The sequence below is a fragment of the Agrobacterium vitis genome, assembly GCF_013337045.2.
GTDB lineage: Bacteria > Pseudomonadota > Alphaproteobacteria > Rhizobiales > Rhizobiaceae > Allorhizobium > Allorhizobium vitis_B.
In genome coordinates, this window is the sequence record NZ_CP118262.1 from 91,105 (window position 1) to 106,019 (window position 14,915).

General features: G+C 56.7%; 15 protein-coding genes and 2 pseudogenes. 7 read left to right on the top strand and 10 right to left on the bottom strand.

Features of this window, described 5'->3' with window-relative positions; genetic code table 11:
- The first annotated feature begins 23 nt into the window (after nt 1-23).
- Entirely contained in the window at nt 24-929 is a 906-nt protein-coding gene (locus tag G6L01_RS26245; RefSeq protein ID WP_234614281.1) for a helix-turn-helix transcriptional regulator, read from the top strand.
- Nucleotides 930-982: 53 nt separating this feature from the next.
- On the opposite strand, the gene G6L01_RS26250 is transcribed toward G6L01_RS26245, so the two are convergent.
- The 6 genes from G6L01_RS26250 to G6L01_RS26275 all read right to left on the bottom strand — a co-directional run bounded on the left by G6L01_RS26250 (nt 983) and on the right by G6L01_RS26275 (nt 7,333).
- Nucleotides 983-1,819 (bottom strand): alpha/beta fold hydrolase, encoded by an 837-nt coding sequence (locus G6L01_RS26250; protein ID WP_070167329.1) that lies wholly within the window; start codon nt 1,817-1,819, stop codon nt 983-985.
- 276 nt (nt 1,820-2,095) lie between these two features.
- Nucleotides 2,096-3,697: an MFS transporter gene (locus tag G6L01_RS26255; protein WP_156545325.1), complete on the bottom strand. Its 1,602-nt coding sequence runs from the start codon at nt 3,695-3,697 to the stop codon at nt 2,096-2,098.
- Nucleotides 3,697-4,137, bottom strand: coding sequence for a DoxX family protein (locus G6L01_RS26260; protein ID WP_156545324.1), 441 nt, complete (start codon nt 4,135-4,137; stop codon nt 3,697-3,699). Before G6L01_RS26260 ends, G6L01_RS26255 begins: the two co-directional genes overlap by 1 nt.
- A 169-nt stretch (nt 4,138-4,306) precedes the next feature.
- Entirely contained in the window at nt 4,307-6,289 is a 1,983-nt protein-coding gene (locus tag G6L01_RS26265) for an amidohydrolase (RefSeq protein WP_174096650.1), read from the bottom strand.
- Nucleotides 6,289-6,579 carry a XapX domain-containing protein gene (locus tag G6L01_RS26270; RefSeq protein WP_156545322.1) on the bottom strand — a complete coding sequence of 97 codons (291 nt, stop codon included), beginning with the start codon at nt 6,577-6,579 and terminating at the stop codon, nt 6,289-6,291. The genes G6L01_RS26265 and G6L01_RS26270 overlap by 1 nt, the downstream gene beginning before the upstream one ends.
- Nucleotides 6,580-6,640: 61 nt before the next feature.
- The gene (locus tag G6L01_RS26275; protein WP_156545321.1) at nt 6,641-7,333 is read right to left on the bottom strand and encodes a hydrolase; all 693 of its coding nucleotides are present in this window, start codon (nt 7,331-7,333) and stop codon (nt 6,641-6,643) included.
- 215 nt (nt 7,334-7,548) lie between these two features.
- Here G6L01_RS26275 and G6L01_RS26280 point away from each other — a divergent pair, with 215 nt between their 5' ends.
- The 6 genes and pseudogenes from G6L01_RS26280 to G6L01_RS26305 form a co-directional block, all read left to right on the top strand.
- Nucleotides 7,549-8,451 carry a LysR family transcriptional regulator gene (locus tag G6L01_RS26280; RefSeq protein WP_174096618.1) on the top strand — a complete coding sequence of 301 codons (903 nt, stop codon included), beginning with the start codon at nt 7,549-7,551 and terminating at the stop codon, nt 8,449-8,451.
- Between the two features lie 144 nt (nt 8,452-8,595).
- A pseudogene (locus G6L01_RS26285) lies at nt 8,596-9,009 on the top strand (OB-fold nucleic acid binding domain-containing protein); the annotation flags it as partial.
- 138 nt (nt 9,010-9,147) lie between these two features.
- Nucleotides 9,148-9,522: a VOC family protein gene (locus G6L01_RS26290; protein WP_174096619.1), complete on the top strand. Its 375-nt coding sequence runs from the start codon at nt 9,148-9,150 to the stop codon at nt 9,520-9,522.
- Nucleotides 9,523-9,576: 54 nt separating this feature from the next.
- On the top strand, nt 9,577-9,723 hold the full coding sequence (locus tag G6L01_RS26295) for a DUF2256 domain-containing protein (RefSeq protein WP_156545318.1): 147 nt from the start codon (nt 9,577-9,579) through the stop codon (nt 9,721-9,723).
- Nucleotides 9,724-9,785: 62 nt separating this feature from the next.
- Nucleotides 9,786-10,262: a VOC family protein gene (locus G6L01_RS26300; RefSeq protein WP_174096620.1), complete on the top strand. Its 477-nt coding sequence runs from the start codon at nt 9,786-9,788 to the stop codon at nt 10,260-10,262.
- A gap of 181 nt (nt 10,263-10,443) precedes the next feature.
- Nucleotides 10,444-10,884 (top strand): annotated as a pseudogene (locus G6L01_RS26305) (transposase); the annotation flags it as partial.
- Between the two features lie 58 nt (nt 10,885-10,942).
- On the opposite strand, the gene G6L01_RS26310 reads toward G6L01_RS26305, so the two are convergent.
- The 4 genes from G6L01_RS26310 to G6L01_RS26325 form a co-directional block, all read right to left on the bottom strand.
- Nucleotides 10,943-11,935, bottom strand: coding sequence for an IS30 family transposase (locus G6L01_RS26310; protein WP_174096621.1), 993 nt, complete (start codon nt 11,933-11,935; stop codon nt 10,943-10,945).
- A gap of 199 nt (nt 11,936-12,134) precedes the next feature.
- Nucleotides 12,135-12,914 carry a transporter substrate-binding domain-containing protein gene (locus tag G6L01_RS26315; protein WP_337796332.1) on the bottom strand — a complete coding sequence of 260 codons (780 nt, stop codon included), beginning with the start codon at nt 12,912-12,914 and terminating at the stop codon, nt 12,135-12,137.
- A gap of 84 nt (nt 12,915-12,998) precedes the next feature.
- Nucleotides 12,999-14,156 (bottom strand): alanine racemase, encoded by a 1,158-nt coding sequence (gene alr, locus G6L01_RS26320; RefSeq protein ID WP_234902246.1) that lies wholly within the window; start codon nt 14,154-14,156, stop codon nt 12,999-13,001.
- Nucleotides 14,153-14,911, bottom strand: coding sequence for an ABC transporter permease (locus G6L01_RS26325; protein ID WP_174096623.1), 759 nt, complete (start codon nt 14,909-14,911; stop codon nt 14,153-14,155). The genes alr and G6L01_RS26325 overlap by 4 nt, the downstream gene beginning before the upstream one ends.
- Nucleotides 14,912-14,915 lie beyond the last annotated feature (4 nt).

The window sequence follows — 14,915 nt, forward strand, 5'->3', positions numbered from 1 at the left end:
GTTTATGCAAGAGCGATACGAATGTGAGTGAATGGTTGGCGGTCAGTGAAAAAATTGCGGCGAGCTTTGGTGTCAAAGCGGCAAGGGCATTGGTCATTCGGCCATTACGGGATGCCCAGCTCACTGTCGTGCATATTCAGCGGTGTTATGAACACGGAAACAGCCGTGTAATTCTGGAGCCGGACAACGCATTTCTCGTCATGCTCTATCTGGAAGATGCAGAGCATTCCGATATCGTGTCGGAAGAGCGTTTGGAGCCGATCAAGATCTATCCCAAGGCCTCGATCTGTCTTGTCAGTTTGAAACAGGGGGCGGCGATTTCAATTAATGGCCGACTGGATGTGCTTGCCTTCCACGTTCCCGTCGCGCATCTTGCCGAACTCACCGAGGAGGCAGGCGAGCCGCGGGTCGATGACTTTCTGACCTGTCGCGGTCTGCATGACCAGGTGATCAGCAATATGGGCGCAGCCCTCATGCCCCTGTTCGACATGCCGGATGAGGTAAGGGACACGCTCGTTCCCCACATCGGTCTCGCCTTCATCGCGCATCTTGCCCATAAATATGGCCGGTCTCCCTCCCAACACCTTTCGGCGTCCGGGCAGCTCAACTCCATGCAGGAAGAGCGAATCAAAACCTATATTAACACCAATCTTTCCCGCAATATCGGCCTTGAGGATATTTCCGTGGCCAGCGGCTTTTCGATAGAAGAGCTCTGCTCCGGCTTTGAAGAGACGACCGGACAGTCCATTGGCGAATGGCTATTGGCAAGCCGGATTGCCCGGGCGAAGGCCTACCTAACCAAGACCGGCGAGAGTATCGATCAGGTTGCGGAAACCTGTGGCTTTAGGAACCAGACGAGCTTTGTCGAAAGTTTTACGCATTCCGTGGGCGTTACGCCGGACGAGTGGCGCTCGCGCGATCGTCACTAAGCGGTGCGGTTGACGCCGACGACACTTGACCGTCGGCACCGTGTCGAGTTGGATCAAGCCTTGATGAAGGCCAGCAGGTCGGCGTTCAAGATGTCCGCGTTGACGGTTAGCATGCCATGCGAGAAGCCGGGATAGGTCTTGATCGTACCATTCTTCAGCAGCTTGATGGCTTTGTGAGCCGCATCCGCGATTGGCACGATCTGGTCGTCTTCGCCGTGGAGAACCAGGGTTGGCACGGTGATCGCTTTCAGGTCTTCCGTCTGGTCGGTTTCCGAAAAGGCCTTGATGCCATCATAATGGGCCTTCGCGCTGCCCATCATGCCCTGACGCCACCAATTCTGGATCACGCCTTCATGAACGGTCGCGCCTTCGCGGTTGAAGCCGTAGAAAGGTCCGGCAGGAACGTCGCGGAAGAACTGAGCGCGGTTGGCAGCGGTGGCTGACCGGAAACCGTCGAAGACTTCCCTCGGCAGGCCTTCTGGGTTCGCTTCTGTCTTTAGCATCAACGGCGGCACGGCGGACACCAATACGGCCTTTGCAACGCGACCGGCAGGCTGGCCGTGCTTCGCGACATAGCGTGCAACTTCACCGCCACCTGTCGAGTGACCTATGTGACCTGCGTTCTTCAAATCCAGTGCTTCGACAACGGCAAACGCATCCGCGGCGTAATGGTCCATGTCATGGCCATCGGAGACCTGCGCCGAGCGACCATGACCGCGACGGTCGTGGGCAACCACGCGGTAACCGTTGGCGAGGAAGAACAGCATCTGTGCGTCCCAGTCATCGGAAGACAAAGGCCAGCCGTGATGGAATACGATTGGCTGTGCGTCCTTCGAACCCCAGTCCTTGTAGAATATGTCGGTGCCGTCTGTGGTTTTAACGAAGCCCATTGTCGTGTCTCCTGTGGTTGGATTTGGGTTTGTGGCAGCCGGTGCAGCATGGACCGGGCGGGTTGGAAGCAGCACTCCCGCAGTCATTGCCGCGCCGACAAGAAGTGCATCACGGCGGCTCAGAGTAAAATTGTGGTTAGCCATGATGGCTCCCTTTTGGTTCGAAGTGGTCTCGTGTGCAGTGCGTTTGTCTATGTGGAGAAAATGCGCCGAAAACGAACGACTAACAATTGCAATAAAAGTCTCGAATAAATTTCGATAATTGCAATAATGCCGTCACGTTGTTATGCCCGGTTTGTTAATTGTCAGAAGGTGCCGAACCACGGGCTTTTCCGGACCGGTATGGAATGCGATGACCTTCCTCTGGACATCCGCATCCGCATTGGACACGCGCTTGTGTTGGCGCAAATGTTCTGCCCAGGATTCCACCATGAACCATTCGGTTATCTTCTCGGGGTCGGCGGAGTCCTCGGTAACACCCCAACCATAGGCACCATCGCGACGTCGTTCGGATGACATTTCATCGAGCGCATTCAGGAACTTGGTGCGGTTGTGCTTCTCGACATGGTAGTCGATCAGGATCAGAACGGGACCGCGATCATGCGCGACAGGCTCGGCCACCAGCGGCTCAGGCCAGTGATTGGACGAAACCAGATCCGCATCGCCTGCGGGAAGCTTGACGCGGTGCATGATGAAGCCCGCAACCATCAGTCCGGCCGCTCCGATAAGCAGCGTTGACGAGACGCCCACGGCTTCACCGACGGCACCCCATCCAAGGCTGCCCGCCGTCATCGCGCCGTTGAAGACGGTAAGATAAACCGCAAGTCCCCGGCCTCTGACCCAGTTGGGCAGAACGGCCTGTGCAGCACCGTTCAGGGTCGTCAACGCCGTGATCCAGGATGCGCCGAGAAACAGGAGGATGACGATGGCCAGCCATTGCGGCGGGGCCAGTGAGAGGATGCCCATGACGACGGCCGTCACGATGGCAGAACCTAAAAGCAGGCCGTTGGAGTCAAAACGTTCGCGCAGTTTCGGCATCACCAGCGCGCCGCCAATGGCACCCGCGCCGACCGAGCCGAGCAGAAGGCCGTAGAAGCTGGCATCGCCGCCGAGAAGCTGGCGGGCGACGAGGGGCAGCAGTGCCCAGACTGCACTGGCAAAGGCGAAGAAAATAGCGGCGCGCAATAGCACGACGTGCAGCGGTTTGCTGGCGCGGGTATATCGCAGGCCCGAGCGGAACGCGCCTAAGAAACCTTCGGACAAAGCGTCGTCCGCATTTTTGGCACGTGGCCACCAGATTAGCGCTGCTATGACGAGGATATAGCTGGCAACATCGGCGCCATAGGTGACAGCAGCCCCGAAAGCCGCAAGCAGCAGACCACCCGCCGCAGGTCCGATGGACCGGGCAATGTTGATGCCGAGTGAGTTCAGCGCAACCGCGCCTTTCACATCTTCACGCGGCACCAGTTCCGGGACGATGGCCTGCCATGTCGGCCCCATCAGTGCTGCGCCTATCCCGCCCAGAAATGTCAGGCCGATCAACGCGCTGACTGAGAGCATGCCGACATAGGATAGTGTCATTAGCGATATGCTGACGCTGGCAAGCAGAAGCTGGATGGCGATCAGGAACTTGCGGCGATCAAGAATATCCGAGAGCACGCCTGCCGGGATTGCCAGTAGGAAGATTGGCAGCGTTCCAGCGGCCTGAACAAGGGCGACGGCTGCGGGCGCGGCGGAGAGATCGGTCATCAACCAGGAACTGGCGACATCGCGCATGAAGCTGCCGGTGTTACCCAGAACCGTTGCCGCCCAAAGGACCGCAAAGACAGGCTGACGAAGTGGGGCAAAGCTCCCACCCGTGGATGTGCGAGCGGTCATCACTTCGCTCCTTTGGTGAGATCGAAGGCGGCGACGAAGACGAATGCACCGGCAAGGCCAAGATGTTCGAAGAAAGCGTTGGTGGCCATCATGCGGTCCATGCCGGGAGCCATTTCCCAGAACCGAAGCGCGATGAATGTGGCCATCAGCGTGAAGCCCGCAAGTGCCAATGCTCCTGCCCAGCGCAGAACGCCTGAGATCACCATGGCAGAGGCTGTCAGCTCGAAAATGATGACGACGACTGCAAAGACGGCGGCTGGATGCAGACCAAAATGGTCCATCTCGGCTATGGCGCCGTTGAAATCGAAGATCTTGGTCAGCGGACCCTGAATATAGGCGGCGCAGAGCGCTAGCAGCGCAACGGTGCGGACTGCTGGCGTTGCGATGATGCCCGCCAAACCTGTTTTCAGTTGGTTGGTGGTCTGTGTTTGGTGGGTCATGGCTGCTCCTGCAGGTTGGCCCGGTTTGACGGGCTGTCGTCTTGCGATGGAGTGATCTTGCGCCGAAACATTGCTGCCAACAATTGCATCAATAGTTTCGATTTAATTGCATTTTTCGCAACTATGAGAGCGAACGGGCGGTAAGGCCCGTTCGCCAAAGCAGGAACGATCACACCGCCCAGCACGAGCAACCCAGCGCCCCGAAGAAGCCCTTGAGATCAGCAATCGGCAGTTTCGACGTCCATGCACCTGCATGGTCATGGCCGTGAACACCGCAATCACTGGCGCAGCCGCAGGAGGTTATGGCAGTCCGGCGCAGCGACCTCTGACCGGCACCTTCCGGCTCGCCCCAGGCGGCGTAACCACCGAACTTTCGAACGGGAGACCAGTCCGGCATTGCGGGCGGAACGTCGTTTACATCCAGCGCCTTGAAATCACCGGAACCATAGACGATCTTGCCTCCGACCATGGTGAGGTCCGATGTCAGGAGCGAGATTTCATCTTCGGCGCAGGAGAAGAAGTCTTTGTCCGGCACGACAAGGTCAGCGAACTGGCCCTTTTCAATGCGTCCCTTCTTACCTTCCTCATTGGAAAACCATGTGACCTTTTCCGTCCACATGCGCAGCGCCGTTTCACGGTCCAGGCAGTTTGCACGCGGATAAAGCTGCATGCCGCCAACGGTCTTGCCGGTCACCATCCACGACAGCGACACCCACGGATTATAGGAGGCAACACGGGTCGCATCTGTACCGGCGGAGACATGAACGCCCTTGTCCAGCATTTTGCGAATGGGAGGCGTTGCTTCGGCAACGCCGTGTCCGTAACGCTCTACGAAATATTCGCCTTGATAGGCCATGCGATGCTGGGTGGCGATGCCGCCGCCAAGCGCTGCGATACGGTCGATGGAGCGATCCGAAATCGTCTCCGCATGGTCGAAGAACCAGTTCAGGCCCTCAAGCGGAATGTCCTTATTGACCTTTTCGAAGACATCCAGCGCGCGCGTGATGGTTTCGTCATAGGTGGCGTGCAGGCGCCATGGCCAGCGGTTTTCGGCCAGAACCCGCACCACCTCTTCCAGCTCGCCCTCCATTTCCGGGGCCATTTCAGGCCTCGGCTGACGGAAGTCCTCGAAATCGGCTGCGGAAAAGACCAGCATTTCGCCTGCGCCATTGTGGCGGAAGTAATCGTTGCCCTGCTTGTATTTGACCGACCGTGTCCATTTGAGAAAATCCTCTTTCTCTTCCGTCGGCTTTTGCGTGAAGAGATTATAGGCCAAACGAACCGTCATTTGGTTTTCGTCGGAAAGCTTCTGGATGACTTCGTAATCATCCGGATAATTCTGGAAACCACCGCCCGCGTCGATGACGCCAGTAATGCCCAGCCGGTTCAGCTCCCGCATGAAATGGCGCGTGGAATTGACCTGATAGTCCAGCGGCAGCTTCGGACCCTTGGCAAGCGTGGAATAGAGAATGCCCGCATTTGGCTTGGCAAGCAGCAGCCCTGTCGGATTTCCGTTGAGGTCGCGGGTGATCTCACCGCCCGGCGGGTTGGGCGTATCTCTCGTGTAACCAACGGCGCGAAGGGCGGCACCATTGAGAAGCGCCCGGTCATAAAGGTGCAGCAGGAACACCGGCGTATCCGGCGCAATCGCATTGATTTCCTCGATTGTCGGCAGACGCTTTTCCGCAAACTGATGTTCGGTAAAACCGCCAACGACGCGCACCCATTGCGGGGCAGGGGTGTTTGCCACCTGCCGCTTCAGCATATCCATGGCATCGGCCAGCGAGCGGACGCCATCCCAGCGCAGTTCCATGTTGAAGTTCAACCCGCCGCGCACGACGTGCGTGTGGTTGTCGATTAAACCCGGAAGGACGCGTCTGCCCTTGAGATCGATGGTCTCGGTATCTATTCCGGCAAGCGCCATGACATCGCCATCGCTGCCCACTTCGTTAAACAGACCGTCTTTGATGGCAATGGCCGTTGCGCTGGGGTTGGCGCGGTCGAGTGTCGTAACGCGGCCATTGTGAAGGATAATATCGGGATGCATGGTGTCTGCTCCGGTCTTGATAGGATCCGCGGCTTTGGCCGGGGAGAAGAGATTGGACAAAGCGAGGCTGGAAGCGGCACCAAGGAATGTGCGGCGCGTCGTGATCAGCCTTTACCTTCGGGAGCGTCTTGTCTGGAGGCGGCAAGATCGACAGAGGTCTGCCCGCCCTTGGGCATATGGCCGAACATGTGCGGCTTGACGTGGTTGAGCCACGAGACCGCCGCAGGCTCCTTGTTCCAGATTGTCTTTGCCAGCGGCACGATCTGTTCGCCAACGAGAATGCCAAGAAGACCGATGAGAGCGATGACCGGCGGCGCGGGTGAGCGGACATTGAGAAGGCCGTAAATAACTCCGACGAGAAGGCCGACGGTAAGCGAGAGCAGGTAGATTTTCATCGATACGTTCCTTTTCCAAAATGATCGCCCCGCCCGACAATTCAGGCGGGGCAGCTTCAAATCAGATGGCGGCAGGGTTGGGGCCGATGCGCTTGCCGTGGCTGACGCGCTCGGCACCGCCGTGGACGTGCGTCACAGCGTAATCAATGCCCATGCCGTAAGCGCCGGAATGCTCTTTGACCAAGGTTGTGACGGCATCGTAGGTTTCCTTGCGCGCCCAATCGCGCTGCCATTCCAGAAGAACCTGCTGCCAGGTGACGGGAACCACACCGGCCTGAACCATGCGATCCATCGCATATTTATGCGCATCCGCAGAGGTGCCGCCGGAGGCATCGGCAACCATGTAGACTTCATAATCCGTGTCGTTCATGCAGGAGAGCGCGAAGGTCGTGTTGCAGACTTCGGTCCACAGACCGGCGACGACGATCTTCTTGCGACCATCAGCAGCATTCTTGGCAAGCGCATCACGAACGTTCTGGTCGTCCCAGGAATTCATCGAGGTACGTTCGAGAATGTCATTGTCTGGTACGACTGCAAGCAATTCCGGGAACGTGTTGCCCGAGAAGCTGTCTGTCTCAACGGTGGTGACTGTGGTGGGAATGTTGAAAATCTTGGCCGCCTTAGCAAGGCCAACGACATTGTTCTTCAAAACCTGTCTGTCTATGGATTGCACGCCGAAGGCCATCTGTGGCTGCTGGTCGATGAAGATGATCTGGCTGTTCTGGGGCGTGAGAACCTGAAGCTTGTTGGACATTGTCGTCTTTCCTTTGATGTGTTGACTAAGGGAATGGAGGAGGGGAGGCGTTAAGTCTTGAAGGTTATGCCGACCGATTGTCTGAAAGTGACATCGCGCTGCTGGCCTTCCTTTTATGAGTTCGTTGTCTGGTGTGATTTGAAATCTAAGCCAGTTGATCACGTGGCAGAATTGCAATAATAATCGTCAATGAATTGCGCTGGATGAAATAATCGATGAACGACTACAAGGCGCTGCGAATCTTTTTGATGGCTGCGGAAAAGCGCAACTTCGCGCAGGTCGCACGGGAACTGGATATGACGCCAGCGGCCGTGACGCGTGCGATTGCAGCGCTGGAGGACGATCTCGGCGTCCAGCTCTTTGTCCGCACGACCCGGCAGGTATCTCTGACGACCGACGGGGCAATCTATGCGGCGCAGATACAGCCCGCGTTCGAGGCGTTGGAGAACGCCCGAAAAGACGTGATGGACACCCACAAGACCGACCATGGCCGCCTGCGGATCAGTGCGCCCACATGGTTCGGCCAGCAGGTCCTGCCGCGTATCCTGTCCGGGTTCCGCGAACGTTACCCAAAGATTAGCTTCGAAGTGTCCCTCGGTGATGGTCTGGTCAACATCATCGATGACGATTTCGATCTGGCGATCCGTATCTCGGCAGCACCCTCGGACAAGTTCACGATCTGGCGAAAAATCAGTGTGGTGAAGCGCATTCTCGTTGCGGCTCCGGGCAGCCGATTTGCCGATATGCAGCAGCCAAGCGAATTGACGCCGGATGATTGCCTTGCCTATAGCGGGCAGAGCAGGCGGGAAAACTGGGTGCTTTCTGACGGTAGCAGAAGCGCCATCATCTCAGCGGGCAGAGCGTTCAGCGCCAATAGTGGCGAGGTGCTGGCGAGAATGGCGGTAGAGGGCGCTGGCGTGGCGTTGCTTCCAACGTTTCATGTTGCGGCACATGTGCATTCAGGAAAACTCGTCCATATTTTACAGGGCTGGACGCCACCGGACCTGTGGTTGACGCTTTACTATCCACCCTATCAAGCGCTGCCGCCGCGAATTGCATCCTTCTCGAAGTTCTTCGAAGAGGAGGTTTCCAGCTTTATGGCTCAACGTGGGAGTTGAGAACTTTCGCAAGCATAAGATCCCTTACAAACAATCCAAATTAGCTGTGCTGATGATGATGTCGTAGATCAGAACACGCCCCAGCCGGCGCATAAGAAGAAAATTCGACCCGCAGATGACGCTGCCCGTGCTCCGTCTCGGCTTGCCGGGTTGGTTCTTGTTCGGCAGAAGCCTGGCAGCGCAAAGGGCGTGATGTTCATCACCATCGAGGACGAGACCGGGCTTGCGAACATCGTCGTCTGGCCTAGCCCATTTGAGAAGCGGCGACGCGTCATGCTCGGTGCATCGATGATGGCGATCCAGGGCAAGATCCAGAGGGAAGGAGAGGTGGTTCACCTCATTGCGCGGCAGCTCTATGACCTATCTAGCGATCTCTCATCTTTGTCGGACCGCGACGCCGAATTCCGGAACCCCAGCGGCAGAGGAGACGAGTTCGGACATGGGTCTCCCGGAGGAGGAGATGCGAGGGATCGTCCGAAGCCCAACAAGGTGCGCGACATCTTCATTCCTGATCTTCACATCGACAGTCTCAAGATCAAAAGCAGGAATTTCCAGTAGATTGCTGGGTTATGTTATCAGGGTGAAGTTTCGCGCTGCTTCAAGGGCTCGGGCTTCTTCCCGTATCCGAGGAGACGCGCTGCTGGTTTGCTGTTAAATTCGGGCTTCGCATATCCCAAACAGCATAGGATTCGTACGATGTTTACGCACGTGATGATCGGCAGCAATGATCTGGAGAGATCGAAAGCTTTCTACGACGCCACCTTCCATGCCCTTGGCGGCGGACCCGGTGAAATCGACGCCAGAGGGAGGATTGTCTACGTATATGGCGCAAGCAGACTAATGGTGACCACGCCGATTGATGGAAAACCCGCGACGGTCGCCAACGGTGGAACGATCGGTCTTGTCGCTCCGAGCCCTGCCCATGTGAAAGCATGGCACGACGCGGGGACAAGCCACGGAGGGAAGTCGATCGAGACACCGCCGTCAGAACGCGCGAATGGCTCATTCGTCGCCTATCTCCGTGATCCAGACGGAAACAAGCTAACCGCACGGACGTTACCGTCGGCTTGAGTTCGCTTTTTACGGCAAAGTCTCGTCATCGATGGAAACAGTCTGGAGTAACGGATGCCGAAGCGTCGTGAGAAATCGGACCTGCCTACTAAGATCTGTCCGGTCTGTAGCAGGTCGTTCTCATGGAGAAAAAAGTGGGAAAAGACCTGGGACAACGTGAAGTTTTGCTCGCAACGATGTCGAGAGACGAAAGTAAGATAGTAAGGCTATTGAGCCGTCGTTAGATCGGGCAGACGTAACTGGTAGATATGTGAGGATTAAAAATGGCCGAAGATGCCGGCGTGATAGCTGTGGACCACACGGGATTCTCGGTCGCCTCGTTGGAGGAGGCGATCCAGTTCTGGACTGAGGCGATGGGTTTCGACCTTGCTCGCCGAGGAGAGATGGGTGGGGAGTTCCTACGGGACGCCACGGGGGTTGACGATCCGCGCTGCCGAATGGCGCTGGTGACGGCTCCAAATGGCTACCCTATCGAGCTGCTCGAATATTCGACAGGCCGTACGCTGGGCCAGACACCCCATAGCGCTGGTGCGATCGGCGCCGCGCACATTGCCTTCACGGTTACAGATATTCGCACGGCGATTGCGCGGGTTGAGAGGGCAGGGTGGGCAGTGAAGGGTTCGCCGCAGCCAATACCGGCCGGACCCCGACGCGGAACAATGGTCGCGTACATCTCTGGCCCGGATGGTATCACCATAGAGCTGATGCAGCATCCTGTTCAACATTCCCGCGTCGTGTAACGCCCTAGTCCGGGAAAGCTGAACCTTGTGCAGGTCTTCCTACATTGACCAAGAGCCCCAAAGGTCGTCTCGAAACTGCAAAGTTCATGGCCGGATTGCGCCGATACTGTTGAAAAAGTCGGCGTTGCTGTCGGTGCGAAGTTCTGATTCACTCCTTGTAGGGATTTAGGAGGATGTGCCGATGATGGGCGAGCGGACGGTAGCGCAGGAAGCGCTGTTTTACGGGTTCAGCATCGAGCGGCACGTCCCGGCGAACCATCTTCTTCGGTCTATCGACCGCTTCGTCGATCTGTCTGGCCTTCGGACTCACTTACGCCCTTTCTACAGCGAGATCGGGCGGCCCTCGATTGATCCAGAACTGATGATCCGCATGCTGATCGTTGGTTACTGCTTCGGCATTCGGTCAGAGCGTCGGCTATGTGAGGAGGTACATCTGAACCTCGCCTATCGCTGGTTTTGCGGGCTCGGGCTTGAAGGCGATGTCCCGGATCATTCAACTTTCTCCAAGAACCGGCATGGCCGCTTCCGCGATAGTGACTTGCTGCGCGAGCTGTTTGAGACGACGGTCAGGCGTTGCATCGAAGAGGGCCTTGTCGGTGGCGAAGGCTTCGCCGTCGATGCGTGTGAGTTCACGCTGAAGCGCGACCTGCGTGGCTTTCAAGCTAGCTGGCATGTCGCGTCTACGCGAGTAGTTTCTTGCGGAAGACCTCAGCCGGTGTTCGGTAGCCGAGGCATTTACGCGGCGTCTGATTGAGTTGATTGCAGATCTTGATCAGATCGGCATCGGCTACGGACAAGGGGTCGACGTCCCTGGAAAGCCATTTCCGCGCTCGCCTGTTGGTGTTTTCGACCGTTCCTTTTTGCCAGGGCGACTGAGGGTCACAAAACCATGTTTGCGTGCCTATACCAGCCTGAAGGTACGGCCAATCAGTGAATTCCGTGACTCGGTCGAATGTCATTGATCGGCGGGCGAGGTGAGGGAGGCTCCTCAACGCCTGGATGATGCCATCCATGACCGGGCGGGACTGGCGATCATTGTTGCGCAACAAGATCGTAAAGCGGCTCACCCGCTCAACAAGCGATGTCACGTTGGCCTTGCCGAACTTCTTCCGGAACTGAATCAGATCGCATTCCCAATGTCCGAACTGCTTGCGTTCAGCAACGACATTCGGACGATGCAGAATGTTGAGTTCCGGGCCAAACCTTTGACCATGCTTACGTCTTGCATGTCGTGGTCGTCGCTTAGCTCGATGCTCCGGCAGGTGACGCCACAGCTTGATGGCATGACCGTCGGCCGAGTATGCGAACTTGTAAATTGTCTCGTGACTGACAAAGATCGGATGCTGTTCCAGCCGCATGCGACCGGCGATCTGCTGGGGCGACCAACCATGCATGATCCGGTCGATCACAGACTGCCTCACATTCGCAAAGCGCGCCAGCTTCCGCAGCTTGGCCCGCCGTTCGCAAGCCATGTCATGCGCCGTGACGCAGTAATAGCCATTGAGGTCCGGGACCACCTCATCGATAAACGTATTCCGCTTGATTTCACGAAAGATCGTCGAGCGATGGCGACCGAGTGTCTCGGCGATCATCTCAATACTCTGGCCCGCCATACGCCAGCGAGCGATCTTACGGCGTTCGTCCAAGTCGATATGGGAGTAGGTGCGTTTCATTGCAGCTTCCTTGCAAACGATAAACCTTTGTTATCTATTGCAAGTCGCACTTCATCCTTGAACCCACCCGCTGACGGTTAAAAATTTAATAATCAGAATTATGGAATTTATCTTGGCAGTTATTATGGGGGTATGTGCAATGGGAATCTCCGTAGCCATCGTCGAACACAAAAAAACCTACTCCTGCATCCGGGAACTATCACTCTGATACCAGATCCGCCCCAAACCATTTCAAGCTTAGCGCTTTCAGCGTGCCGTCAACCTTTAGAGATTTGATTGCAGCGTTGAGTTGCTCAGTTAGTTCATTGTCCTGCTTTCGCAATCCGATCCCGACACCGGGCCCGAACACGCCACCGGAGATCTGAGGGCCATAAAGGGTCATTGCGTCGCCCTCTTTCGTTTCCAGAAAAATCTTCCAGACCGAGTAATCCGCTAATCCCGCATCAATCCGCCCGGCAATCAGGTCAAGATTGAGACTATCCTGCTTATCATAGGTGCGGACATCAACGGCCTCCCCCAGATAGTCGCGGACAAAGGCTTCGGCATTTGTGGAACTCTGGACCCCTATGATTTTCTCTTGAAGATTGGCCTTCAGGACCTTCAAAGACTGGCTATCTTTCACTCCCATGGATGAGAGTGAAAGACGTGCTGTGCCGTCCATCTCTGGAAGCTTAAGCGCCTTTGCGACGACAAAATAGTTGGAGGTAAGGGCATAAGGCTCCGAAAACCCGATGATGGCTTTTCGCTTATCAGTGATCGACATGCCGGCCATGATTGCATCGACTTTGCCAACCGTCAGCGCGGGAATGATGCCGTCCCATGCTTGTGTGACAAACTCGCATCTGAGTTTGGCGCGCTCGCAGATCGCCTTGCCGGCATCGACATCAAATCCTATGGCATTTCCGGATGGATCGACTGCGTTCCAGGGTGGAAACGCGCCTTCGGTGGCAATCTTGATCAGTCGCGGTTCATCAGCCACAGCCGGTCCGGCGATCGCAAGGATGGAAAGCAATATGAGTGGCAATCTGCATATATTCATTGTTTGTTCCGGTTTTTTGTTGATTCAGAGATAGCGTCGAGGGACGTGGTCCCGTAGATCGGCATAGAGGCCGACAGCATCTGTGCCCCAGATGGCGCAGACTTCGTCGTGAGTGATCATCTCCGGTCCCTGTCGACCGAGAAGAATGACCTCGTCTCCCGTTCTGGCGTTCGGGATACCGGTCAGATCAATGCGAATATGTTCAAGATGCGCCGGCGCCAGCAGTCGGGCACGCCTGCCGTGAACCAGACCAACAGCGCCTTCTGGAATATGCCGGGGCAAACCGTCTCCCCAGCCCATACCAATAACGCCGAGGATCATATCCGTCTTGTAACCTGGGATTTCCGGCACTGGCCCAAGGGATGGGTCGAGGCGCTTGACACAAGCAAGGCTCGTGGAAATAGTTTTAAGGGCTGGACGCAACTCGACTGCGCGCGCGCGCAATGAAGGGCCGCCGATCCCCACGAACAGCGCTCCTGGATCAACAGCGTCGAAATCCATTTCGGGATGGTTCAAGACACCGTCGGTGCTTGACATCATCACAATCGGCGGACGGATTCCCTGATTGTCAAGATCAGTGATAATGCCGACCAGGCGTTGATATTGCGCGTCGGCGTCGGTGGACTGCACCGTCGGGAGCTCACTCATGTGAGCGTACATACCCTCAACTCGGACAGTGGGATCTGCCATTGCCGCAGCGACCAGCTTCCTGGCACCCGCAGGTGTGACCCCGGCCCGAAAAAACCCGAGATCCAGTTTGATGAACACTCGCAAGGTGTTGACGACAGCAGACCATTGTTGGAGTTCATCGAGGCTCGATATACTGACGATGAGATCAAGGCTTTCCACCATGGCGGCCCCCACAGGTGTGACGCCGGGATATAGAAGGATCGGGTTCGAGACCCCCGCGCGCCGGATGGCTAAAGCATCCAGCATGGAGGCAACCGCGAAGCCGTCAATGTTCTCACAGGCCAGGGCCGCAGCGACCGGACCGGCGCCACAGCCATAGGCATTGCGTTTCAGGCAGGCAAAGACCTTGACATGGGCGGACAAATGTCCGCGCAGCTGACGATAATTATGCCGGATTGCGCCGAGATCAATATCATACCAGCTGCCGCGCAAAGCGGCCTCGCTCACCCCATAAAGTGGATCATTCGATGCAGGGAACATGCGACCGTTCATTGTGACGCCCTTTCTTTCGTCGAGAGTGGGGGTGTAACGTTGGTCAGTGCTTTGTATTCATTCACCTCAGAACTACGCTTTTCCTGGTTGGCCAGATGTCGCTCCAGGCAAGCAAAGATATGAACAAGAACCAGGGTCAGTCCAAGGTAGACCAGGGCCGCCGACACAAAGACTTCGTATGGCGAAAAGGTTTGGGCGACGAGCTTTCGGGCCGTTCCGGTCAACTCCATGAGCGTGATCGTGCTGGCGAGAGAACTTGCCTTCAGCATCAGAACGACCTCATTTCCATAAGCGGGGAAGGATAGACGCAAGGCATTGGGAAAAATGATCCGCCTCATGCGCAACAGGGCCGACATGCCGAGCGCCTTTGCCGCTTCCACTTCTCCTTGCGGAACAGCACGAATTCCACCCGCCAAGATTTCGGTCGCGTAGGCCGCGTGGTTGAGTGAAAAGGCGATGAGGGCGCAGCCATAGGGGTCGCGCAAGACAATCCAGGCAGGGCTCGCTCGAAGCCAGCCGATCTGGCTCGCACCATAGTAAATCAGGAAAAGCTGGACCAGCAGTGGCGTGCCCCGAAACAGGAAAGTGTAGAACTGAACGGGCGTGGAGACGACCAATGACGGAGATGCACGCAGCAAGGACAAAGGCACCGCAATCAGAAATCCGGCCACAACGGCCGTGACCGTCAATTCTGCTGTCAGCAATGCGCCACCAAGCAGATGCGGCAGAACCTCAAGGATGAGAGTGATGTTCATGATG

Excerpts from the sequence above, each read along its gene's own strand:
- G6L01_RS26270 (WP_156545322.1), bottom strand. The coding sequence starts at position 6,579 with ATGAAAATCTACCTGCTCTCGCTTACCGTCGGCCTTCTCGTCGGAGTT.
- G6L01_RS26260 (WP_156545324.1), bottom strand. The coding sequence starts at position 4,137 with ATGACCCACCAAACACAGACCACCAACCAACTGAAAACAGGTTTGGCG.
- G6L01_RS26275 (WP_156545321.1), bottom strand. The coding sequence starts at position 7,333 with ATGTCCAACAAGCTTCAGGTTCTCACGCCCCAGAACAGCCAGATCATC.
- G6L01_RS26280 (WP_174096618.1), top strand. The coding sequence starts at position 7,549 with ATGAACGACTACAAGGCGCTGCGAATCTTTTTGATGGCTGCGGAAAAG.
- G6L01_RS26255 (WP_156545325.1), bottom strand. The coding sequence starts at position 3,697 with ATGACCGCTCGCACATCCACGGGTGGGAGCTTTGCCCCACTTCGTCAG.
- G6L01_RS26325 (WP_174096623.1), bottom strand. The coding sequence starts at position 14,911 with ATGAACATCACTCTCATCCTTGAGGTTCTGCCGCATCTGCTTGGTGGC.
- G6L01_RS26300 (WP_174096620.1), top strand. The coding sequence starts at position 9,786 with ATGGCCGAAGATGCCGGCGTGATAGCTGTGGACCACACGGGATTCTCG.
- alr (WP_234902246.1), bottom strand. The coding sequence starts at position 14,156 with ATGAACGGTCGCATGTTCCCTGCATCGAATGATCCACTTTATGGGGTG.
- G6L01_RS26310 (WP_174096621.1), bottom strand. The coding sequence starts at position 11,935 with ATGAAACGCACCTACTCCCATATCGACTTGGACGAACGCCGTAAGATC.
- G6L01_RS26295 (WP_156545318.1), top strand. The coding sequence starts at position 9,577 with ATGCCGAAGCGTCGTGAGAAATCGGACCTGCCTACTAAGATCTGTCCG.
- G6L01_RS26290 (WP_174096619.1), top strand. The coding sequence starts at position 9,148 with ATGTTTACGCACGTGATGATCGGCAGCAATGATCTGGAGAGATCGAAA.
- G6L01_RS26250 (WP_070167329.1), bottom strand. The coding sequence starts at position 1,819 with ATGGGCTTCGTTAAAACCACAGACGGCACCGACATATTCTACAAGGAC.